Origin of the sequence: Oerskovia jenensis (genome assembly GCF_016907235.1) — a bacterium.
Classification (GTDB): domain Bacteria; phylum Actinomycetota; class Actinomycetes; order Actinomycetales; family Cellulomonadaceae; genus Oerskovia; species Oerskovia jenensis.
The window spans coordinates 211,104-232,413 of sequence record NZ_JAFBBO010000001.1 but is presented as its reverse complement, the minus strand read 5'-3'; the positions used below and the strand labels follow the sequence as shown (position 1 = coordinate 232,413).

Annotated in this window: 17 protein-coding genes; 4 read left to right on the top strand and 13 right to left on the bottom strand. The window is 72.3% G+C overall.

Features of this window, described 5'->3' with window-relative positions; all coding sequences use genetic code 11:
• Positions 1–474: 474 nt before the first annotated feature.
• The 8 genes from JOD49_RS01045 to JOD49_RS01010 all read right to left on the bottom strand — a co-directional run bounded on the left by JOD49_RS01045 (position 475) and on the right by JOD49_RS01010 (position 9,179).
• The gene (locus JOD49_RS01045) at positions 475–1,368 is read right to left on the bottom strand and encodes a shikimate dehydrogenase (protein WP_239525114.1); all 894 of its coding nucleotides are present in this window, start codon (positions 1,366–1,368) and stop codon (positions 475–477) included.
• A complete protein-coding gene (gene mltG / locus JOD49_RS01040) occupies positions 1,344–2,489 on the bottom strand; it encodes an endolytic transglycosylase MltG (protein ID WP_205305591.1) in 1,146 nt (381 codons plus the stop codon). The genes JOD49_RS01045 and mltG overlap by 25 nt, the downstream gene beginning before the upstream one ends.
• A 55-nt stretch (positions 2,490–2,544) precedes the next feature.
• Positions 2,545–3,054, bottom strand: a complete 510-nt coding sequence (gene ruvX / locus JOD49_RS01035) for a Holliday junction resolvase RuvX (RefSeq protein ID WP_205305590.1) — start codon at positions 3,052–3,054, stop codon at positions 2,545–2,547.
• A 32-nt stretch (positions 3,055–3,086) separates the two neighbouring features.
• Positions 3,087–5,780: an alanine--tRNA ligase gene (alaS, locus tag JOD49_RS01030; RefSeq protein ID WP_205305589.1), complete on the bottom strand. Its 2,694-nt coding sequence runs from the start codon at positions 5,778–5,780 to the stop codon at positions 3,087–3,089.
• Between the two features lie 146 nt (positions 5,781–5,926).
• Positions 5,927–6,265 carry a hypothetical protein gene (locus JOD49_RS01025; RefSeq protein WP_205305588.1) on the bottom strand — a complete coding sequence of 113 codons (339 nt, stop codon included), beginning with the start codon at positions 6,263–6,265 and terminating at the stop codon, positions 5,927–5,929.
• Positions 6,265–6,645, bottom strand: coding sequence for a DUF948 domain-containing protein (locus JOD49_RS01020; protein ID WP_191790463.1), 381 nt, complete (start codon positions 6,643–6,645; stop codon positions 6,265–6,267). Before JOD49_RS01020 ends, JOD49_RS01025 begins: the two co-directional genes overlap by 1 nt.
• Before the next feature lie 139 nt (positions 6,646–6,784).
• On the bottom strand, positions 6,785–7,411 hold the full coding sequence (rpsD, locus tag JOD49_RS01015; RefSeq protein ID WP_030151397.1) for a 30S ribosomal protein S4: 627 nt from the start codon (positions 7,409–7,411) through the stop codon (positions 6,785–6,787).
• Between the two features lie 247 nt (positions 7,412–7,658).
• Entirely contained in the window at positions 7,659–9,179 is a 1,521-nt protein-coding gene (locus tag JOD49_RS01010) for a replication-associated recombination protein A (protein WP_205308714.1), read from the bottom strand.
• A 170-nt stretch (positions 9,180–9,349) separates the two neighbouring features.
• Here JOD49_RS01010 and JOD49_RS01005 point away from each other — a divergent pair, with 170 nt between their 5' ends.
• Positions 9,350–11,665, top strand: a complete 2,316-nt coding sequence (locus JOD49_RS01005) for an MMPL family transporter (protein WP_205305587.1) — start codon at positions 9,350–9,352, stop codon at positions 11,663–11,665.
• Positions 11,666–11,771: 106 nt separating this feature from the next.
• Here the strand turns inward: JOD49_RS01005 and JOD49_RS01000 are convergent, their stop codons facing one another.
• On the bottom strand, positions 11,772–12,527 hold the full coding sequence (locus JOD49_RS01000; RefSeq protein WP_307822298.1) for a GNAT family N-acetyltransferase: 756 nt from the start codon (positions 12,525–12,527) through the stop codon (positions 11,772–11,774).
• Between the two features lie 86 nt (positions 12,528–12,613).
• A complete protein-coding gene (gene aspS, locus JOD49_RS00995; RefSeq protein WP_205305586.1) occupies positions 12,614–14,437 on the bottom strand; it encodes an aspartate--tRNA ligase in 1,824 nt (607 codons plus the stop codon).
• Between the two features lie 136 nt (positions 14,438–14,573).
• On the opposite strand from aspS, the gene JOD49_RS00990 reads away from it, so the two are divergent.
• On the top strand, positions 14,574–15,041 hold the full coding sequence (locus JOD49_RS00990) for a PPOX class F420-dependent oxidoreductase (protein WP_205305585.1): 468 nt from the start codon (positions 14,574–14,576) through the stop codon (positions 15,039–15,041).
• Positions 15,042–15,064: 23 nt separating this feature from the next.
• On the opposite strand, the gene JOD49_RS00985 is transcribed toward JOD49_RS00990, so the two are convergent.
• The 3 genes from JOD49_RS00985 to JOD49_RS00975 form a co-directional block, all read right to left on the bottom strand.
• Entirely contained in the window at positions 15,065–16,207 is a 1,143-nt protein-coding gene (locus tag JOD49_RS00985) for an Rv2578c family radical SAM protein (RefSeq protein WP_205305584.1), read from the bottom strand.
• 186 nt (positions 16,208–16,393) lie between these two features.
• Positions 16,394–17,797, bottom strand: a complete 1,404-nt coding sequence (gene hisS, locus JOD49_RS00980; RefSeq protein ID WP_205305583.1) for a histidine--tRNA ligase — start codon at positions 17,795–17,797, stop codon at positions 16,394–16,396.
• A 44-nt stretch (positions 17,798–17,841) separates the two neighbouring features.
• Entirely contained in the window at positions 17,842–18,660 is an 819-nt protein-coding gene (locus JOD49_RS00975; protein ID WP_205305582.1) for an MBL fold metallo-hydrolase, read from the bottom strand.
• Positions 18,661–18,847: 187 nt separating this feature from the next.
• On the opposite strand from JOD49_RS00975, the gene JOD49_RS00970 reads away from it, so the two are divergent.
• Together JOD49_RS00970 and JOD49_RS00965 are read left to right on the top strand one after the other, a co-directional pair.
• Positions 18,848–19,555, top strand: coding sequence for a peptidylprolyl isomerase (locus JOD49_RS00970; protein ID WP_307822297.1), 708 nt, complete (start codon positions 18,848–18,850; stop codon positions 19,553–19,555).
• Positions 19,552–21,291 (top strand): DUF349 domain-containing protein, encoded by a 1,740-nt coding sequence (locus JOD49_RS00965; RefSeq protein ID WP_307822296.1) that lies wholly within the window; start codon positions 19,552–19,554, stop codon positions 21,289–21,291. The genes JOD49_RS00970 and JOD49_RS00965 overlap by 4 nt, the downstream gene beginning before the upstream one ends.
• Positions 21,292–21,310: the final 19 nt, after the last annotated feature.

Below are 21,310 nucleotides of genomic sequence, written 5' to 3'. Positions count from 1 at the left end.
GGTTGTGAGGTTTCCCGGGCTTTCGGGGCGTGGCCCCGAGCCACAGCCGACGCCGGAAGATCTGCATGGCCTGCCGCACGGCAATTCGGAGGGATCTTCTGCCAATGCCTGGCAATACCCGAACCCTTCCTGTGCGCACGGGTCGTGACGTCGAGCAGGTCCTGCTCCCTGTTCTGCCGCAAAGCTCGATCGCAACGCGATCCGTGGCCTGGGCGATCGGGCAGCCGCACTGAGAACACGACCCTTCGCCGGCTCGCACGTAGGCTGGGAGTGTCGTGGTGGGCGCTTTGGCGGGCGCTTTGGCGGGCGGTGAGCCCCGCAGCAGGCCCGCCTGGACGTGCGCGATCGGGTCGACCAACGACACTAGGAAGTGCGCGTCGACTAGCCGCGCGCTATCACTAGGAGACAACCCGCCTGGGCATCTCATCTAGCAGCCGAGGACCGGTCGGGCCGCAGGCCCGGCCCCGATCCCGGTCAGGACGCTGCGGCCTCTGGCACGAGGGCGACTTCCAGCGCCTCGGCCATGGCCGCCAGCGGGGCGACGTGCCCCGTCATGAGGCGTACCTGCTCGGCGGCCTGGTGCAGGAGCATGCGCTCACCGCCCACCACGGTCGCGCCCGCCTTCTCCCAGGCGCGGGAGAGCGCCGTCGGGCGTGGGTCGTAGACCACGTCGAGCAGCACCCCGCGCGGGGCCGCGCCGCCCGCGCCGACGCTCGCCGCGACGGCCTCGGCCACCGGGTCGGCGGCCAGGGAGGGCAGCGTCGAGACGACGACGTCAGCCTGCGCGACGAGTGGTGACGCGGGGTCGAGCACCGCGAACCGCGGGGCCACGCCCATGCGGTGCGCGGCCCGCTGCAGACCGCCCGTGCGCCCCAGGGAGCGCACCAGGACGGTCGGGGCCGTGCAGCCGAGCTCGGCGAGCGCGGCCAGCGTCGAGGCTGCGGTCGCGCCCGCCCCCAGCACGACGGCCGATCCGACCGGGCGGTCCCCCAGCCCCTCGCGCAGCGCGGCCACGAGGCCGTGGACGTCGGTGTTGGCCCCCACGAGCGTGCGCCCCGAGCCCGTGGGCTGGAACAGGACCGTGTTCACGGCACCGACGACGTCCGCGAGCGGCTCGACGTGGTCGAGGAGGGGCAGCACGACCTGCTTGAGCGGCATGGTCAGGCTCAGCCCGGCCCAGCGCTCGTCGAGCCCTTCCACGAACGACGCCAGCTCCTCCTCGGTCACGTCGACCGCGGAGTACTCCCACCCGTCCAGCCCGAGCGCGCGGTACGCGGCCGAGTGCAGGACGGGTGAGAGGGAGTGGGCGACGGGGTGGCCCAGGACGGCGGCGCAGCGAGACATCATCCGTTCTGCTGCGCTTCCCATTCCTTGTACTCCTTCTTGAACTTCTCGAACTCGCTGTACTTGTCGGTGAACTTGGTCTCACCCGTGTCGAGATTCACCGTGACGTACCACAGCCAGTCGCCTGCAGGGGCGTTGAGCACCGCTGTCAGGGCCTCAAGGCCAGGGTTCCCGATGGGCGTCGGCGGCAGCCCCTTGTGAACCCGCGATGCATACGGGTTGTTGGGATCCTTGAACTCGTCGACGGTGATCTCCGAGGACTTCTTGCCCAGCCCGTAGGAGTCGATTGCGTCGAGCCCCAGCGGCATCTCGATCGCAAGGCGATTCTCGATGACACGCGCCACCTTGCCGAACTGCTCGAGCGAGATCCCCTCGCGCTCGACCAGCGACGCCTTGATGATGACGGTCTGGCGGTCTGCAGGCTGGACACCCAGCGAGTCGAGGTTGCTGACCGTCGTGGCGACCATGTTGGCCACGATGGTCGAAGCCGTGTCGTCCGGCTCGAGGACATAGGTGCTCGGGAAGAACCATCCTTCGAAATTGCCGCCGGCCTCGGCAGGCAGTCCAACCGCAGCAGGGTCTGCCATCGCGGCGGCGAAGTCCTCCTGCGACTTGCCGGTCACCGAGACCGCCCGTTCGATGACCTGTGCGGCCGTAAAACCTTCGGGGACCGTCAGCTTCATCTCGTTCTTGCTCTCCTTCGAGAGCAGCAGCGTGATCGCGTCGGACGCCTTCATCTCGGTGAGCAGCGTGTAGTTGCCCGGCTGGATCTTGCCTGCGTCCGGGTTCGCCTCGAACGCCTTCACGAAGGCGTTGACCGACTTCACGACCCCCGCCTCGAGGAGCGCCTCCCCCATGGCCGTCCCGGACGACTGCGGCTCGATCGTCACGTCGACCGGGTCGACCCCCTGGCCCTCGTAGTCGGAGGCGCTGAAAGGGTTCTCGAAGCCCAGGAGGTTCGAGGCGTTGGTGGCCAGGTAGTACCCGGCCCCGCCCACGAGGACCAGCGCGAGCACCACGATCAGGCTGCGGCGTCGCCGTCGCTGCGCGCGCTTCTTGGCGGCGCGACGGTCTCGGCTCCCCGTACGGGTCGCCCGCGACGGTGGTTGTTGCTGCACCGGCGGGCGTTCGAATAGGTCGGTCACGGGAGGCTGCCTCCTGACGGGTGTGCGCGCGGCGGTCCTTGCCACGACGCAACGATCAACGTTCTACGTACTCTCCAGCGCGCGCCCCCGCGCTCCGCTCGCGGTCCAGAGCGGTCTGGAGGATGATAACCGCCGCGGCCTGATCGACGACAGAGCGCTGCTTGCGCCCGGCGCGTCCCGAGGCCCGCAGCGCCTGGTGGGCGCTCACGGTCGTCATGCGTTCGTCGACGAGGTGCACCGGGACCGGTGCGACGGCACGTGCCACCAGCCCAGCGTACGCACGTGCGGATGCTGTGGCGGCACCTTCCGCGCCGGAAAGGTGCCGAGGAAGCCCGATGTACACCACACGTGCACCCCGTTCCTCCACTTCCGTCGCGATCCGCGCGACGTCGCTCGGGAACGTGGCGACGGGGTCCTCGGGGGCCGACGGTGCGGTCTTCATGTCCCGTGGCAGGGTCTCGACGGGGGTCGCGATGAGGCCGTCGGGGTCGCTCGCGGCGAGCCCGACGCGCACGCTGCCCACGTCGACGCCCAGGCGGGCGCCCCTCGGTAGAGGGGTGCCCACCTGGTGGTCGTCGAACGTCACCCGGTCGCCGCTCAGAGCGCCGAGGCGACGTCGTCGCGGATGCCCGAGAGCGCCGCCGGGAGTGCGGACACGTCGGTGCCGCCGCCCTGGGCCATGTCGTCCTTGCCGCCACCGCCGCCGCCGAGCACGCCCGACGCCTTCTTCGCCAGCGCCCCGGCCCGCAGGCCCGCCTCACGGGCGGGTGCGTTGGTCACGATGACGACCTGCGGGCGCTCCTTGCTGACGCCACCGACCGCGACGACGCTGGGTGCGGAGTCCGCGAGGCGTCCGCGCACGTCGAGCGCGAGGGCCCGCAGGTCGTCCGCGGAGGCGACCTCACCGGCGTCGTGCACGACGACGCGCACGGTCCCGACGGTCTCCGCGCCCGCCGCGAGGTTCGCGGCGGCCGCGAGGAGCTGGGCCTGACGCAGCGCCGCGAGCTCCTTCTCGGCGTCACGCAGGCGCGCCACGAGCGAGCCGACCCGGTCCGGCAGCTCCTCGGTGCGCACGTTGAGCAGGCCCGTGAGCTGCCCCACCAGGGCGTGCTCCTTGGCCTGGAAGCCGTAGGCGCCGTCGCCGACGAGCGCGTCGACACGGCGCACGCCCGAGCCGATCGAGGACTCGCCGAGCAGCGTGACCAGGCCGAGCTGACCGGACTGCTTGACGTGCGTGCCCGCGCACAGCTCGCGCGACCAGTCGCCGCCGATCGAGACGACGCGCACCTGGTCGCCGTACTTCTCGCCGAACAGGGCCATGGCGCCGAGCGCCTTGGCCTCGGCGATGGGCATGACCTTGTCGGTGACCTCGAGGTTCTCGGCGAGCTGGGTGTTGACGCGCTCCTCGACCTCGGACAGCACCCCTGCGGGCACGGCGCTCGAGGCCCGGAAGTCGAAGCGGATGCGGCTCGGGGCGTTCTCCGAACCGGCCTGCGTCGCGTCCTTGCCCAAGGCTTCCTGGATGGACTTGTGGATCATGTGCGTCGCGGTGTGGGCGCGGCTGATGGCCTTGCGGCGCGCCGTGTCGATCTGCGCGGTGCCGGGGTCGCCCAGCGCCACGACGCCCTCGACGAGGCGCCCGCGGTGGACCGAGAAGCCCTTGATGGGGCGCTGCACGTCGTCGACCTCGATGGTCGCGCCGCCGTCGAGCACGATCGTGCCGTGGTCGGCGAGCTGGCCGCCGGCCTCGGCGTAGAAGGGCGTGCGGTCGAGGACGACCTCGACGTCGGCCGGGGCCGTCGCGGCCGGGGAGGGCACGCCGTCGACCAGGAGGCCCACGACGTTGACCGACGCCGTGGCGTCGGTGTAGCCCAGGAACTCCACGGGGCGCGCGAGCTCGCTCTGCAGGGCCTCGTAGGCCGCGGTGTCCACCCCGCCCGTGCGCTTGGCGAGCGCGTCGGCGCGTGCACGGGTGCGCTGCTCCTGCATGAGGGCGCGGAACGCCTTCTCGTCGACCTGGACGCCCTGCTCGGCGGCCATCTCGAGGGTCAGGTCGATCGGGAAGCCGTAGGTGTCGTGCAGGGCGAACGCCTGGTCGCCGGGCAGCACGGGCGTCGCGCCCGCCCCGGCCGTGGTCTTGGCGGCCGCGACCGCGGTGTCCAGGATCGTGGTGCCCGAGGTCAGGGTGCGGCGGAACGCCTCCTCCTCGGCGTACGCGATCTGCGAGATGCGCTCGAAGTCGGCGCCGACCTCCGGGTAGGAGGCCTGCATGGCGTCGCGCGAGACGGGGAACAGCTGCGGCAGCGAGGGGTCCTCGACGCCCAGCAGTCGCATGGCGCGCACCGAGCGGCGCAGCAGCCGGCGCAGGACGTAGCCGCGGCCCTCGTTCGAGGGGCGCACGCCGTCGCTGATGATCATGAGGGCCGAGCGGACGTGGTCGGCGACCACGCGCATGCGCACGTCGTCGTCGGTGTCCGCGCCGTAGCGCTTGCCGGACAGCTCCTGGGCCGCAGCGATGACGGGGAAGACCTCGTCGATCTCGTACATGTTGTCGACGCCCTGCAGGACGAACGCGACGCGCTCGAGCCCCATGCCGGTGTCGATGTTCTTCTTCGTGAGCTCGCCCAGGATGGGGAAGGACTCCTTGGTCCCACCGTCCCCGCGCTCGTACTGCATGAAGACGAGGTTCCAGATCTCCAGGAACCGGTCGCCCGCGAGGTCGATCGCGGGTCCGCCGTCGGGGCCGTAGGCCGGGCCACGGTCGTAGAAGATCTCCGAGCAGGGGCCGGCGGGGCCGCGGGCACCCGTGGACCAGTAGTTGGGACCCATGCCGAGGCCCTGGATGCGCTCGTCCGGCAGACCGGCGATCTTCTTCCAGAGCCGGCGCGCCTCGTCGTCCTCGTGGAAGACGGTCACCCAGATCTTGTCCTCGGGGATGCCGTACCCGCCCTCGTCCTGCGAGCGCGTGATGAGGTCCCAGGCGTAGGTGATCGCGCCTTCCTTGAAGTAGTCCCCGAACGAGAAGTTGCCGTTCATCTGGAAGAACGTGCCGTGGCGCGTGGTCTTGCCCACGTCGTCGATGTCGAGGGTGCGCACGCACTTCTGCACGCTCGTCGCGCGGGCCCACGGCGCCGTCTGCTCACCGGTCATGTACGGGATGAACGGCACCATGCCCGCGATGGTGAACAAGGTCGAGGGGTCCGGCGAGATGAGCGACGCCGAGGGCACGACGGTGTGGTCCTGGGCGGCGAAGTAGTCGAGCCAACGCTTGCGGATCTCGGCGGTACGCATGTTGTCCTTCGGAAGTCGGAGACGGAACGGGCCGGGGCGCGCCGCAGGGGCGTGCGACACCGGCTAGAACAAGTATGTTCCCGGCGCGCTTCCCTCCCGTGCGCGCGACGCACGTCGCGCGGGAGGCAGCGGGCCCGGTGGGTGGATCAGTAGAACGAGTACCCGAGCAGGTCCTCGTCGTCGTCGGCGCCGTCCCCCGCGCGCTCGCGGCGCGCCGCACGGGCCGCGCGCACGTCGTCGGGGTTCGGCTGGCCCTCGGCGAGCAGGGACGCGAGCAGCTCGGCCTCGCGCGCGTCGCGCGCGGTGCGGAACTCCTCGCGGAAGACGGACACGAAGCTCGTGGCCTTCTCGCCGAGCGAGTTGACCTGGTCGGTGGCCTGGTCGACGAGCGAGGCGGGCGCGTAGCGAGCGATCACCTGCCGCCCCTTGACGACCACCACGACCGTGATGGCGACGCCGACGCCGACCCAGAAGACCCGACGCATCAGCGGCCGGTCCGCGGTCCGGAGCCCGAGCGGCCCGAGGCCCGCGCGAACGCCTGGCGCACGCCGTACGTGAACGCCGCGACCTTGACGAGCGGGGCCCCGAAGGTCGCCGCGTACAGCCCCGTGAGGGCCGAGACGTTCTCGCTGACCTGTGCTGCGGACGTCGTGATCGTGTCGACCTTGACGAGCTGGCTGTTCGTCGTGGCCACGGTGGTCGCGGCCTCGTCGAGGATCGGCACCGAGTGGTCCGTGACCTCCTTGATGCTCACCCGTGCCTCGTCGAGCACCCGGCCGAGCTTGACCAGAGGAACCGCGAGGACCCCGACCAGCAGCACGAATGCGATGGCGGCGATCAGCCCGGCCACATCTCCTACGGACATCTCCTGCTCCTCCTTCGACGGCGCGACGTGACGTCCACGCCTCGCGAAACCTTACCCGGATGCACGAACGCCCCGCTCCCCGTCGAAGCGGTGAGCGAGGCGTTCGTGCGCGGCGCGCGGCAGCAGCCGCGCAGGAGGATCAGCGAGCGTAGTACTCGACGACGAGCTGGACCTCGCAGGTCACGGGGACCTCGACGCGCTTGGGGCGACGCACCAGGACGGCGCTCAGCTTCTCGAGCTGGACGTCGAGGTAGGCCGGGACGGCCGGCAGGACGTCGCGGTGCGCACCGGCGGCGGCGACCTGGAACGGCGTGGTGGCCTGGCTCTTCGGCTTGACCTGGATCGTCTGACCCGGCTTCACCTTGAACGAGGGGCGGTCGACGATCTTGCCGTCGACGAGGATGTGGCGGTGGCCGACGGCCTGGCGCGCCTGCAGGATGGTGCGGGCGAAGCCCGAACGCAGCACGAGCGCGTCGAGACGCATCTCGAGGTTCTCGACCATGGCCTCACCGGTCAGACCGGCGTCCTTGCGAGCGTCCTCGTAGGCGCGAGCCATCTGCTTCTCGCGGAGCGCGTACTGGGCGCGCAGACGCTGCTTCTCGCGAAGACGCACCGCGTAGTCCGATTCGGTGCGGCGACGGGCACGGCCGTGCTCACCGGGCGGGTAGGGACGCTTCTCGAAGTGCTTGACTGCCTTGGGCGTGAGCGCGAGGCCCAGCGCGCGGCTCAGGCGAACCTGGCGGCGCGAACGAGTCACTGAAGACACAGTGTGTTCCTGTCCTGTCGTGTGTACTGACGTCACACCCGTGCGGATTGCCGGGTGCGGGACCAGCCGATGAGCCACCGCCGTGATCCGTGAGGATGTCGACTCCCCTCGACCGGGGTCGGGGGGGCCTGCGGGGCTGCGGGGCCGAGGTCCCAGGTGGCCGTCCCTGCCCTGACGGGCGGAGACAACCTGAGAAGTCTACCGCACGGGCGCGGGGGCGAGCCCCACACGGTGGGACCGCGCGGGGTCAGTCCCCGAGGATCTGGCGGATCCGGTCGAGCCGCTCGGTCACCGACCGCTCGAACCCGCGGTCGGTGGGTGTGTAGTAGCGCGTGCCCTGCAGGACGTCGGGCAGGTACTGCTGGCGCGCGACCGCGTGCGGGGCGTCGTGCGCGTACTTGTACCCCTTGCCGTGCCCCAGCTCCTTGGCACCCGCGTAGTGCGCGTCGCGCAGGTGGGCGGGCACCGTGCCGACCTTCCCGGCCCGCACGTCCGCGAGCGCCGCGTCGATCCCGAGGTACGCCGCGTTGGACTTGGGGGCGGTCGCGAGGTGCACGACGGCCTCCGCGAGGATGATCCGGGCCTCGGGCATGCCGATGAGCGCGACGGCCTGGGCCGCGGCGACCGCGGTCTGCAGCGCGCTGGGGTCGGCCATGCCGACGTCCTCCGCGGCCGAGATGACGATGCGCCGGGCGATGAACCGCGGGTCCTCCCCCGCGGCGATCATGCGCGCGAGGTAGTGCAGCGAGGCGTCGACGTCGGAACCGCGCACGGACTTGATGAACGCGCTCGTGACGTCGTAGTGCTGGTCGCCGTCACGGTCGTAGCGCACCGCGGCGACGTCGATCGCACGTTCCATGGTCTCGAGGTCGACGACCACGACGTCGGGCGGCGCGTGCGGCGTGGGCTCGTCGGTCGAGGCGGCCTCGTCCGTCTCGTCGGGCGTGTCGGACGACGCGCCCTCCCCCGGTTCGTCGCCGGGCCCGACGGCGCCGCTCACGTCCGCGACGTCGGCGTCGGGCCGGTCCGTGGTGCGCACGGGGGCGTCCGGGACCTCGGACAGCGCGGCCCCCGCGGCGGCCTCGAGGATGGTCAGGGCCTTGCGGGCGTCGCCGCCCGCGAGGCGGACCAGGTGCTCCTCGGCCTCCTCGGCGAGCGCGACCGTGCCGCCGAGCCCACGCTCGTCGTCCAGTGCGCGACGCACCAGCGCGCGCACGTCGTCGGCAGTGAGGGGCTTGAGCGTGAGCAGGAGCGAGCGCGAGAGCAACGGGGAGTTGACCGAGAAGCTCGGGTTCTCGGTCGTGGCGGCCACGAGCGTGACCCAGCGGTTCTCGACGCTGGGCAGCAGCGCGTCCTGCTGGGACTTGGAGAAGCGGTGGACCTCGTCGATGAACAGGACCGTCTCCTCGCCGCCCGTCGCGAGGCGCCGGCGGGCGTCCTCGATGACCTGGCGCACGTCCTTGACGCCCGCGGTCACGGCCGAGAGCTCGACGAAGCGCCGACCCGAGGTCGTGGCGATGAGGTAGGCCAGGGTCGTCTTGCCCGTGCCCGGCGGGCCCCACAGGATGACGGAGCCCGGGGCGGCGCGCGAGGCGCCGGGCCCGTCCACCTCGATGAGTCGGCGCAGCGGCGACCCCGCGACGAGCAGGTGCTCCTGACCGGCGACCTCGTCGAGCGCGGCGGGGCGCATGCGCACCGCGAGCGGCGCACCCGGCCCCGGGCGAGGAGTCCCCTGGGTGCCTGAGGTCGCGGAGTCGAACAGGTCCATCCCGGGAAGCATGCTCCGAGCCTACGCACCGCCACCCACACCCCTCGACCACCCCGCCCTGGACCCCCTGATACGGCGCACGCCGCCCGGGTGGTCGCACCGGGCGAGAGCGTGCCGCCCACACTGTGCACACCCCGGCACGCAGGAGCCCGAGGTGCCATGCTGGCGGGGTGTTCGAGAGCCTTGGCCGCGCCGTCGCCCACCGTCCCCGTCTGACCGTCGCCGTGTGGGTGGTGCTGACCGTCGCCGGGTTCGCGCTCGCCGTCGTGGGGGTCCACGGCGAGAGCCTGTTCGACCGCCTGACCACGGGCGAGCCCTCGGTGCCGGGCTCGCAGAGCGAACGCGGCACGCAGATCCTGACCGACCAGGCGGAGACGGGCGAGACGATCTCGCTGCTGCTGAGCGGGGTCGATCCTGCGGACCCGGCCGTCGCCGAGGTCATGACCCCCGTGCACCAGGACCTCGCCGCGGTCGCCGGGGTCGAGACCGTCGTCGACCCGTTCGTGATCCCCGGCGGCGTCGAGACCGAGGCCGCGCAGTCGCTCGTCGCAGCCGACGGCGACGGGTTCGTGCTGTCGGTGACGCTCGAGCCGGGCCTCGACGAGGACGCCCAGTCGGCCGCGGCGACCGACGTCGTCGAGATCCTCGAGGCGGTCCCCGCGGACCTCGCCGACGTCGCGCCCGACGCGACCGGGCTCGTGTCGAGCAACGACCTGATCGTCGAGGCCATCACCTCGCAGGTCGAGAAGGACCTCACGACGGGCGAGATGATCGCCCTGCCCATCGCCCTGCTCGTCATGGTCCTGGTCTTCGGGGGGTTCCTCGCGGCCGCGATGCCCATGGCCGGGGCCATCGCCTCGATCGGGGCCGGGCTCGGGGTCCTCCTGGGCCTGTCCTACCCGTTGACCATCGACGCGTCGGTCGTCAACGTCGTGACCCTGCTGGGCCTGGGCCTGTCGATCGACTACGGGCTGCTCATCGTCTCGCGCTTCCGCGAGGAGCTGCACCTGCTCGACGACGCGTCGCCGGGGCGCGCGGCACCGGCAGTCGAGGCCGCGCCCGGGACGGCGCCGGGGTCCGGTGCGGCCGGTGGGGCCCGTTCCGGCCGCGCGACCCGCCGCTCACGCCGACGCGACGCCGACGTGACCACCGCCGTCGTGCGCACCATGGCCACCGCGGGCCGCACCGTGGCCTTCTCCGCGCTGACCGTCGCGATCTCGATCGCGGGCCTCATGGTCTTCGAGCCCGACATCCTGCGGGCCATCGGCGCCGCCGGGCTCGCCGTCATCCTCATCGCCGTGGCGACCGCGATGACGCTCGTGCCCGCCCTGCTCGCGCTCGCCGGTCACCGGCTCATCCGGCCCGGCGTCCTGAGCAAGGTCCCCGGGCTGCGCGCCGTCCTGGCCCGCACGGCCGACGTCCAGTCCGACGAGGGCTTCTTCTCCCGGCTCACGGGCCGCGTCCAACGCCACCCGGTGTGGGTCATGCTCGCGACCGTCGCCGTCCTGGTGGTGCTCGCGCTGCCCGTGCTCGGGCTGCAGATGCGCAACTCGGGCATCGAGCTCCTGCCCCAGAGCTCGCCCCAGCGCGAGTTCGTCGACGAGCTCTCCGCCCAGTTCCCCGCGTCCGCGAGCGCCGACGTCCGCGTCGTGACCGACTCCACGACCGAGGACGCCCAGGTCTGGGCCGACGAGATCGCGGGCCTCGACGGCGTCGAGCGGGTGGACCCCGTGGTCCCCGTCGGCGACGACCACGCGCTCGTCGGGGTCCACCTCGACGCCGCCGACGCGGGCGGCCCCGAGGCCGTGGCCGTCGTCGAGGAGCTGCGCGCCCAGGACCCCGGGTTCACGTACTACGTCACCGGGCAGGCCGCCGGGCAGGTCGACTTCCGGGCGGCGCTCGCGGACCGGGTGTGGTGGGCCGTGGGGATCGTGGTGGTCGCGACGTTCGTGCTGCTGTTCCTCATGACGGGCTCGGTCCTCATCCCGGTCAAGGCGCTCCTGACGAACGCTCTGTCGTTGGCCGCGTCGTTGGGCGTGCTGGTGTGGGTGTTCCAGGAGGGGCACCTGGAGGGCGTGCTCGACTTCGCGTCGGCGGGCGGCATCGAGACGTACGTCGTGGCCCTGGTCGTCGCGTTCGCGTTCGGGCTGGCGATGGACTACGAGGTGTTCCTGCTGTCCCGGATCAAGGAGCTGCACGACGCGGGCCTGTCGAACGACGAGGCGGTGCGTCTGGGGCTGCAGCGCTCGGGACGCATCATCACGTCGGCCGCGGCCATCATCATCGTGGTGTTCGCGGGCTTCGTGTTCGGCGAGCTGCTCGTCATCAAGGAGGTCGGCTTCGCGCTGGCCGTGGCGGTCTTCATCGACGCGACGATCGTGCGGATCCTGCTGGTGCCCGCGACCATGACGCTGCTGGGCCGGGCCAACTGGTGGGCGCCCAAGCACCTGAGGTGGCTGTACTCGAAGTTCTCGATCACCCACTGACCCGGGTGGCCGTGCCCGGTCGCCGAGTGCGGAGCAGCTGTCGAGAACGACGGGCGTTCGGCGACGGCTGCTCCGCACCCAGCGGGACACCAGGGGCGGGCGCGGCTCAGTGCCGGCTCTCGAACTCCTGCACGACGGCGTAGCCCAGCCGGGTGTAGACGCGCCGGGCGGCGTCGTTGTCGGCGTACATGCCCAGCGTGACCCAGTCCGACTCGGCGAGCCCGGCCCGGGTCACGACGGCCGTCGTGGCCGCAGCGATGCCGTGCCCGCGCCACGTGGGGTCGGTCGCGACGCTGCCCAGCGACCACGGGGCTCCGGGGACCGCCTGCCGGGCGCCGACGACGCCGCGCAGCACCCCGTCGGGGTCGCGCCAGCCCCACCAGCGCGTCAGCGGGTCCTCGGGGCTCATCTCCGCGAGCGGGTTCGCCACGTCCAGGCACTCCCGGACCTCGGCCGGCGCCGCGGGGCCGGTCAGGGCCTCGACGTGCTCCTCGCCCGGCTGGGCGGCGGGGGCCTCGCGGGTCGCGAAGAAGTCCCACGTCGAGACCGACTTCTCGCGGTCGGGCTCGCGCAGGATCGTCGGCAGGTCCTCGCTCGCGCACCGGTCCCCCAGGACCGTGAGGGTCCCGCGCGGCAGGCCCGCGCTCACGACGTGCTCCCCGAGCTCGCCGTCCTGGGCCACGCGTGCCAGCAGGGTCGCGGTCGCCTCGGGCGAGCCCATGCCCCACAGGCCGACACGCTCGTGGTGAGCGCCGCCGTCGGGCACCTCGCCCTCACCGAGAGGGACCCGTGCCGCCACGCTCAGCACGCACGCGTGCTCGTCCTGCCACACCCCGCGCACGTCCCACTCGGGGAGGTCCACCAGGACAAAGGGGTGGGAGGCCCACCGGTCCCTCAGACCGGTCGAGCCTCCCAGCGTCCTTGCCAGCGTGCGGGTGTCCGGGGCGCTCACGCCTTCCCGGTGACGGCAGCGTCCGCGGCGGCCGGCTCGTCGGCGGGCGCGGCCTTGGGCTTGGCGTCGACGCCCGCCTCCTTGCGCTGCTGCGCCGTGATGGGCGCGGGCGCCTGGGTCAGCGGGTCGTACCCGCCGCCCGACTTGGGGAACGCGATGACGTCGCGGATCGACTCCGACTTCGTCAGCAGCGCCACGATGCGGTCCCAGCCGAACGCGATGCCGCCGTGCGGCGGGGCGCCGAACGCGAAGGCGTCGAGCAGGAAGCCGAACTTCTCCTGCGCCTCCTCCTCGCCGATGCCCATGACCGCGAACACGCGCTCCTGGACGTCGCGGCGGTGGATACGGATCGAGCCGCCGCCGATCTCGTTGCCGTTGCACACGATGTCGTACGCGTACGCGAGCGCCTCGCCCGGGTTCTGCTCGAACGTGTCGATCCACTCGGGCGTGGGCGAGGTGAACGCGTGGTGCACCGCGGTCCAGGCCGAGTTGCCGAGGGCGACGTCGCCCTCGTCGGCGGCCTCACCCGTGGGCTTGAACAGCGGGGCGTCGACGATCCAGACGAACGCCCAGGCGTTCTCGTCGATCTGCCCGGTGCGCTTGGCGATCTCCTGACGGGCGGCGCCCAGCAGGGCGCGCGACTCGTTGGTCCGGCCCGCCGCGAAGAACACCGCGTCGCCCGGCTGGGCGCCGGTCGCGTCGCGCAGGCCCTCGCGCTCGGCGTCGGACAGGTTCTTGGCGACCGGGCCCGCGAGGGTCCCGTCCTCCTGGAACGTCACGTACGCCAGGCCCTTGGCCCCGCGCTGCTTGGCCCACTCCTGCCAGGCGTCGAACTGGCGGCGCGGCTGCGAGGCCCCGCCCGCCATGACGACGGCGCCCACGTACTCGGCCTGGAAGACGCGGAACGGCGTGTCCTTGAAGTAGTCCGTGAGCTCGACGAGCGGGTTGCCGAAGCGCAGGTCCGGCTTGTCCGACCCGTACAGGCGCATCGCGTCGTGGAACGTCATGCGCGGGATGGGCGTGGGGATCTTGTACCCGATGAGGTCCCACAGCGCGACGAGGATCTGCTCGCCGAGCGCGATCACGTCGTCCTGCTCGACGAAGCTCATCTCGACGTCGAGCTGCGTGAACTCGGGCTGGCGGTCCGCGCGGAAGTCCTCGTCGCGGTAGCAGCGGGCGATCTGGTAGTAGCGCTCCATGCCCGAGACCATGAGCAGCTGCTTGAAGAGCTGCGGGGACTGCGGCAGCGCGTACCAGGAGCCGGGGGCCAGGCGTGCGGGAACCAGGAAGTCGCGCGCGCCCTCCGGGGTCGAGCGCGTCAGGGTCGGGGTCTCGATCTCGACGAAGTCCTGCGCGTCGAGCACGCGGCGTGCAGCCTGGTTGGCCTTGGCGCGCAGGCGCAGGGCGTGGGCCGGGGTGGGGCGGCGCAGATCGAGGTAGCGGTGCTTGAGGCGCGCCTCCTCGCCGATGACCTCGGTGCCCTCGAGGGCCGTGGAGACCTGGAACGGCAGCGGTGCGGACTCGTTGAGCACGACGACGTCGCTCACCACGACCTCGACCTCACCCGTGGGGAGGTTCTTGTTCTCGTTGCCCTCGGGGCGCCGGGAGACGACACCGGTGACCTGGAGCACGAACTCGGCGCGCAGCGGGTGCGCGATCGACTCGTCACGGATGACGACCTGGGCGATGCCCGAGGCGTCGCGCAAGTCGATGAAGGCCACTCCACCGTGATCGCGGCGACGATCGACCCACCCGGTGAGGGTGACGGTCTGACCGATCTGCTCGGCCCGCAGGGAGCCGGCTGTGTGGGTGCGGAGCACGGAGTGAGTCCTTCCGGAACATGCCGGGGCGCGCAGTGGCGTCCCGGGATGGGAGTGGGGAGTGCGCAGACGACGCACTCGGACGAGTCTAGTCTCTGAGCGGACCACGTTCAGGAGAACTCCCCGGGAGGCACCCATGACCAGACGGATCGCGACCACCCAACGGCTCGGGCGCGCCGAGCTCGTCGAGTTCCTGCGCGCCGACCGGCGGGCCGTGCTGCTGACCCGGCGCGCGAGCGGCGCCCCGCAGATGAGCCCCGTCACGTACGGGGTCGACGGCGAGGGGCGCGTCGTGGTCTCGACCTACCCCGACCGCGCCAAGGCCGTGAACCTGCGGCGCGACCCCGCCGCGTCGCTGTGCGTCCTGGGCGAGGACTTCGACGACGCCTGGGTGCAGGTCGACGGCACGGCCGAGGTGATCGACCTGCCCGACTCGGTCGAGCCCCTCGTCGAGTACTACCGGTCGATCGCCGGGGAGCACCCCGACTGGGACGAGTACCGCCAGGCCATGGTCGCGCAGGGCAAGTCGCTGCTGCGCGTGACGATCACGGGCTGGGGGCCCGTGGCCACGGGCGGGTTCCCGGCGCGGCTCGCGCAGGACTGAGCGCGGGGGCAGTCGCCGACACGCTAGAAGAGCAGCTGCTCGGCGCTCGCGGCCGCGCTCGTGCCCGTACGTCCTGGCGGTCCGCCGCTGTCCCGGTGCTGCGTCACCAGACTCCCGGCCGGGTAGTCGCCCTCGTCGGGCCGCGCTCGCTCACCAGGGGTCTCGGGGTGCCAGGCGGTCCGGGCGTGGCCGGACGTGCGCGCCCGGGACCGGTGCCCTGCGCTCGCGAAGCCGCGCTCGACGAGCAGGGGGCGCACCCGGTCCCACAACCAGTCCCGGTACGCGCGGCTCGCGTACGACCCGCCCGCGTAGATGCGTTCGTACCCCGCGACCCGCTCGGGGTGGTCGCGGCGCAGCCAGGCCATGAACCACTCGCGGGTGCCGGGCTTGAGGAACAGCGGGAGCACCGTGGCGCCGGTCGCGCCGGCCTCGTGGACCGCGTCGAGCAGGCGCGTGAGGTGGTCGGTCGAGTCGGTGAGCCACGGCAGGACCGGGGCGATCATGACCCCGCACGGCAGCCCGGCGGCCCGGGCGGCACGGATCAGGTCAAGACGGGCGCGCGGCGTGGGGGTGCCGGGCTCGACGGCCTGCTGGAGGTCCTCGTCGACGAAGGCCAGGGAGACCCCGATGCCGACGTCCACGTGCTCGGCCGCCTGCGTCAGGCGCGGGAGGTCTCGGCGCAGGAGCGTGCCCTTGGTGAGGATCGAGAACGGTGTGCGCGCGGCCTCGAGGGCGTCGATGATCCCGGGCATGAGCCGGTAGCGCCCCTCGGCGCGCTGGTACGGGTCCGTGTTGGTGCCGAGCGCGACCGCGTCGCCCGCCCAGGACGGCTTGGCGAGCTCGGCACGCAGCACCTCGGCGACGTTCATCTTCACGACGATCTGGCTGTCGAAGTCCTCGCCGGGGTTCATGTCGAGGTAACGGTGCGAGGGGCGCGCGAAGCAGTACGAGCACGCATGGGAACACCCGCGGTACGGGTTGATGGTCCAGGTGAACGGCATCCGGGACTCCCCCGGCACCTTGGACAGCGCGCTCTTGGCGAGCACCTCGTGGAACGTGACCCCGGCGAACTCCGGGGTGCGCACCGTCCGCACGAGCCCCGCCATGCGCCCGAGCCCGGGCAGCGCCCCGTCGTCCGCCGTGATCGCCTGCCCGTCCCACCTCATCGCACCATTCGAACACACGTTCGAACCACTTGTCGACGCAGTCGCCGTCCGCATGACCTTCGGCCGCGAGACGTCCGGGGCCTGGATCGTCGCCCGCACCACCCGACATTCACGCGTGAGGCCCGGCAGGGACTCCCCCGCCGGGCCTCACGCACGTCCACCCGGGTCAGCGCCCGGGCACCGGTCTCACTCCTCCGCGGGCACGACCCGCGGCCACAGGTCCGCCTCGGACGGCACCCACACCGCCGGGTCCACGGCGACCTGCTCGCCCGAGCGGATGTCCTTGACCTGGTGCGGCACGACCTCGCCGTCCGCGCCGATCCCCGCGGGGAACCACACGAACGGGATGCCGCGACGGTCCGCGAACTTGATCTGCTTGCCGAACTTCGCCGCGCTCGGCGCGACCTCGACCGGGATGCCGCGCGAACGCAGCGCCACCGCGACCGCGTCCGACGCGGGCCGCGTCTCCTCGCTCGTGACCGCGACCACCACCGCGCTCGGCACCGACCGCGTCGAACGGACCAGGCCCGCGCTCAGCAGGCGCGAGACCAGGCGGGAGACCCCGATCGACAGCCCCACGCCCGGATAGGTGTTCGCGCCGTCCGAGGCAAGGGTGTCGTAGCGCCCGCCCGAGCAGATCGACCCGAGCTGCTCGTGCCCCACCAGGACGGTCTCGTAGACCGAGCCCGTGTAGTAGTCCAGGCCGCGCGCGATCTTCAGGTCCGCGACCACGACGCCCGGCGCCCGCACGGCCGCCGCGTCGATCAGCGCCGACAGCTCACGAAGCCCCTCCTCGAGCAGCTCGGACGTCACGGCGTGCTCTGCCGCGAGCGCCCGCACCCGCACCGCGACGGTCGCGTCCGATCCGGAGATCGCCGCGAGCGCCAGGCACGCGGCCGCCTGCTCGGACGTCGCGCCCGTCTCGGCGACCAGCAGCGCCGCGACCTTGTCCGGCCCGATCTTGTCGAGCTTGTCGATCGAGCGCAGCACGCCCTCGACGTCGTCCAGGCCCAGCCCGCGGTAGAAGCCCTCGGCGACCTTGCGGTTGTTCACCAGGATGCGGACCTCGGGGACACCGATCGAGCGCAGCTCGCCCAGCGCCTCGGCCATGACCAGCGGCAGCTCGACCTCGAAGTGGTAGGGCAGCTCGCCCGCACCCACGACGTCGATGTCCGCCTGCACGAACTCACGGAAGCGCCCGTCCTGCGGACGCTCACCGCGCCACACCTTCTGGATCTGGTGGCGCTTGAACGGGAACGCGAGGTGCCCGGCGTTCTCCAGCACGTACCGCGCGAACGGCACCGTCAGGTCGAAGTGCAGGCCGAGCTGCTTGTCCCCCTTGCCGCCCCGGTCCCGCGCGGCCCCCTCGGACGAGTCGGCCTCCTCCTGGAGCCGGCGCAGCACGTACACCTCCTTGGAGGTCTCGCCCTTGCGCAGCAGCTGGTCCAGGGGCTCGACGGCCCGCGTCTCGATCCCCGCGAAACCATGGAGCTCGAACGTGCGGCGCAGCGTGTCGAGCACGTGCTGCTCCACGACGCGTCCAGCAGGGAGCCATTCGGGGAAACCGGAGAGAGGTGTAGGTCGGGCCATGGGACCCGATCCTTCCAGACGTTCCGACCGAACGAGCAATCGATTCACAGGCCCCGCAGGTACGGGTTGGTGCGGCGCTCGCGGCCGATCGTCGTCAGGGGCCCGTGGCCGGGAACCACCTCGAGCCGGTCGTCGAGGCGCCCGACGACGTCGCGCAGGGTTCGCTGCATCGTCTCGCCGTCCCCTCCGGGCAGGTCGGTCCGCCCGACGGACCCGGCGAACAGGACGTCCCCGGCGAGCACGACCCCGGCCGCCTGTCCGTCGACGGCGCCGTCCTCGCGCCCCGGGGCGACCGGGAGGTAGAGCGTCGAGCCCTGGGTGTGGCCCGGCGCGTGCAGCGCGTCGACCAGGACGCCACCCAGGTCGAGCCGTACGCGCGGGTCGGCCACCGACGTGCCGCCAGGTCCGGGCACCAGCGAGGCGCCGGACCCACCGCCCGAGCCGAACGTCCGCACCTCGCCCGGTTCCCGGTAGTCCTCGGCCCGGGCGCCGCCTGCCGCGAGCGCGGCGGCCAGCGGCCCGCTCGTGAGAGGTCCGCCCGTCGAGGTCCCGTGCTCGATCGTGCCGAGCGGGTCGGCGAGCCGGTACGCGTCGGCCGCGTGGATCCACAGCGGGACCTCGTACTGGTCGCACAGCTCGGCGGCGTCCCACGTGTGGTCGGCGTGCCCGTGCGTGGCCAGGACCGCGGTGGGTGCCAGATCGTGCTCACGCACGAGCGCCGTGACGCCCGCGACGACCCCCGCCCCGGCGTCGACGATCACGCACGGGCGAGGCACGTCGTCGGGCAGGGTGCCCTGCGGGTCCGGCACGACGATCGTGCAGTTGGTCCCGAACACCGGGGCGACCACCAGAAAGATGTCCATGCAGGGACAGTACCGACCTCACAAACAGGACACCTGATACCGGACCGTGACCTGAAAGGCGATAAGACACGGCGCCAGAACGCTCCCGATGCCTAGACTGTCCTCTGAAACCGTGCATCACCCGTGCGATCACGCGCCTTCGCGCCGGCACGCGGACCTGCCCGTGGCGGGAGACGAAGGAGTTGGGGTGTCAACGAGCAAGCGCGAACGCGAGCGTGCCCGTCTGCGTGAGCAGAAGTGGACCCAGCGCCAGTCCGAGGCTCGCGCGCGCAGGCGTCGGGCATGGACGATCGCCGGCGCGCTCACCGGCGTCGCGGTCGTCGCGGTCGTGACCGTGCTCGCCGTCCGGGCGAACGCCCCCGACAAGACCTTCACCCTCCCGCCGGCCGCCGACGCCGAGGGCCGGGAGTGGACGGGCGACCTGCGCACCAGCGCGGGAGAGATCGCGTTCACCCTCGACGGGCAGGCAGCCCCCCAGGCCGTCGCGAACTTCGTCTCGCTCGCCCAGGGCGGGTTCTTCGACGGCACGGACTGCCACCGGCTGACCACCGAGGGCATCTTCATCCTGCAGTGCGGTGACCCGACGGGCACCGGCACCGGGGGCCCGGGGTACGAGTTCGGGCCGGTCGAGAACGCCCCCGAGGACGGTCTCTACCCGGCCGGCACCATCGCCATGGCGCGCACCGACGCCGGCACGGACACCATGGGCAGCCAGTTCTTCCTCGTCTACGAGGACACCACCTTGCCGACCACCACGGGCGGGTACACCGTCTTCGGCAAGATCACATCCGGCTTGGACGTCGTCCGAGCAGTCGCTGACGCGGGCACGGCGGACGGGTCCGGCAACGGGTCCCCCGCCAACCCGGTCACCATCGAAGGAGTTGAGACCCAGTGAGCGAGAGCACCGAGAACCACGCGAACTCTCCGGCGCAGGCATCCGAGGAGGCCACCGCAACGGAGCAGGTCGAGGTGCCGGCGGTCGCTGAACCGGCCGAGGCCGCGCCCGACGCAGCCGAGCAGGTCGAGTCCACGCCCCCCGCCGCCGCGAGCGACGAGGACAGCGCGCCCGTCACGGACGAGACTCCTTCCGAGCAGCCCGTCACCGAGGCCGAGGTGACCGAGCCCACCGCCGAGCCCAAGGCTGAGGTCGAGGTTGAGGTCGAGGCTCCAGCAGAGCCTGAGGTCGAAGCCACCGACGAGGCCGCACCGGCCCCCCGGCCGACCGCCACGCCCAAGCCCTCTGCAGCGCCCAAGCCGAGCGCGATCCCCGTGCCGCGTCCCCCCAAGCCGGGGATCCCGGCACCGGCCGCTCCGGCCGCCGCGACCATCGCCCCGGCCGCCGCCGCCGCGGTCATCCCCGACGACAGCGCGGCCGCCAAGGCCGCCGCGGGCTTCGGCCGCGTCGACGAGGACGGCACGGTCTACGTGACCGAGGCCGCGGGCGAGCGCAGCGTCGGGCAGTTCCCCGGGGTCACTCCCGAGGAGGCGCTCGCGCTCTACGTGCGCCGCTACCTCGACCTCCAGGCCAAGGTCGCGCTCTTCGAGGCGCGCCTGACCGGCACGGACCTGTCCGTCAAGGAGATCGACTCGACGCTCGCCAAGCTCACCGAGGAGACCGCCGAGCCGTCCGCCGTGGGCGACCTCGACGGCCTGCGCGCGCACGTCGAGTCGCTGCGCACGGTCGCGGCCGCCCGCCGCGCCGAGCTCGAGGCCGAGCGCAACGCGGCCAAGGAGGCGGCGCTCGCGGCGCGCACCGAGATCATCGAGGCTGCCGAGAAGATCGCCTCGACCGATCCGTCGCGCATCCAGTGGCGTCCGGCCGGCGAGGAGCTGCGCAAGCTCCTCGACCAGTGGAAGGACGCCCAGCGCAACGGGCCGAGGATCGACCGGACCAGCGAGGAGGCGCTCTGGAAGCGCTTCAGCCACGCCCGGACGGCGTTCGACCGCGAGCGCCGGCACTACTTCGCCGAGCTCGAGCAGCGCAACTCCTCGGCCAAGGACGTCAAGGAGAAGCTGGTCCAGCGCGCCGAGGCCCTGCAGAACAGCACGGACTGGGGCGCGACGGCGGGAGCCTTCCGCGACCTCATGACCGAGTGGAAGGCCGCCGGGCGGGCCAACCGTCGCGACGACGACGCCCTGTGGGCTCGTTTCCGCGCGGCGCAGGACGCGTTCTTCCAGGCTCGCGACGAGCTCAACGCCGCGACGGACGCCGAGTACGCGCAGAACCTCGTGGTCAAGGAGGCCCTCCTGGAGCAGGCCGAGAAGCTCGTGCCGGTCACGGACCTGGCCCAGGCGAAGGTCGCCCTGCGCGACATCCAGGAGAAGTGGGAGGACGCGGGCAAGGTGCCGCGTGCCGACGTCCAGCGCGTCGAGGCTCGCCTGCGCGCGGTCGAGACCGCTGTCCGTGACGCCGAGCAGTCGCAGTGGTCGCGCTCGAACCCCGAGACGCGTGCGCGCGCCGAGGGGGCTGCTGCCCAGCTCGAGTCCGCGATCGCGGGCCTCGAGGACGACCTGGCTGCCGCGACGGCCAAGGGTGACAAGCGCAAGATCGCCGAGATCGAGTCGGCGATCACGGCTCGTCGTGCGTGGCTCGAGCAGGTCGTCAAGGCCGCCGAGGACTCGCGCGGCTGATCCCGCACCGCACGAGGGG

What these genes read in the sequence shown, in the direction of transcription:
- JOD49_RS01045 (WP_239525114.1), bottom strand. Translation starts at nt 1,368, where the DNA reads ATGGGAAGCGCAGCAGAACGGATGATGTCTCGCTGCGCCGCCGTCCTG.
- alaS (WP_205305589.1), bottom strand. Translation starts at nt 5,780, where the DNA reads ATGCGTACCGCCGAGATCCGCAAGCGTTGGCTCGACTACTTCGCCGCC.
- JOD49_RS01025 (WP_205305588.1), bottom strand. Translation starts at nt 6,265, where the DNA reads ATGCGTCGGGTCTTCTGGGTCGGCGTCGGCGTCGCCATCACGGTCGTG.
- JOD49_RS01020 (WP_191790463.1), bottom strand. Translation starts at nt 6,645, where the DNA reads ATGTCCGTAGGAGATGTGGCCGGGCTGATCGCCGCCATCGCATTCGTG.
- JOD49_RS01010 (WP_205308714.1), bottom strand. Translation starts at nt 9,179, where the DNA reads ATGGACCTGTTCGACTCCGCGACCTCAGGCACCCAGGGGACTCCTCGC.
- JOD49_RS00990 (WP_205305585.1), top strand. Translation starts at nt 14,574, where the DNA reads ATGACCAGACGGATCGCGACCACCCAACGGCTCGGGCGCGCCGAGCTC.
- JOD49_RS00985 (WP_205305584.1), bottom strand. Translation starts at nt 16,207, where the DNA reads ATGAGGTGGGACGGGCAGGCGATCACGGCGGACGACGGGGCGCTGCCC.
- hisS (WP_205305583.1), bottom strand. Translation starts at nt 17,797, where the DNA reads ATGGCCCGACCTACACCTCTCTCCGGTTTCCCCGAATGGCTCCCTGCT.
- JOD49_RS00975 (WP_205305582.1), bottom strand. Translation starts at nt 18,660, where the DNA reads ATGGACATCTTTCTGGTGGTCGCCCCGGTGTTCGGGACCAACTGCACG.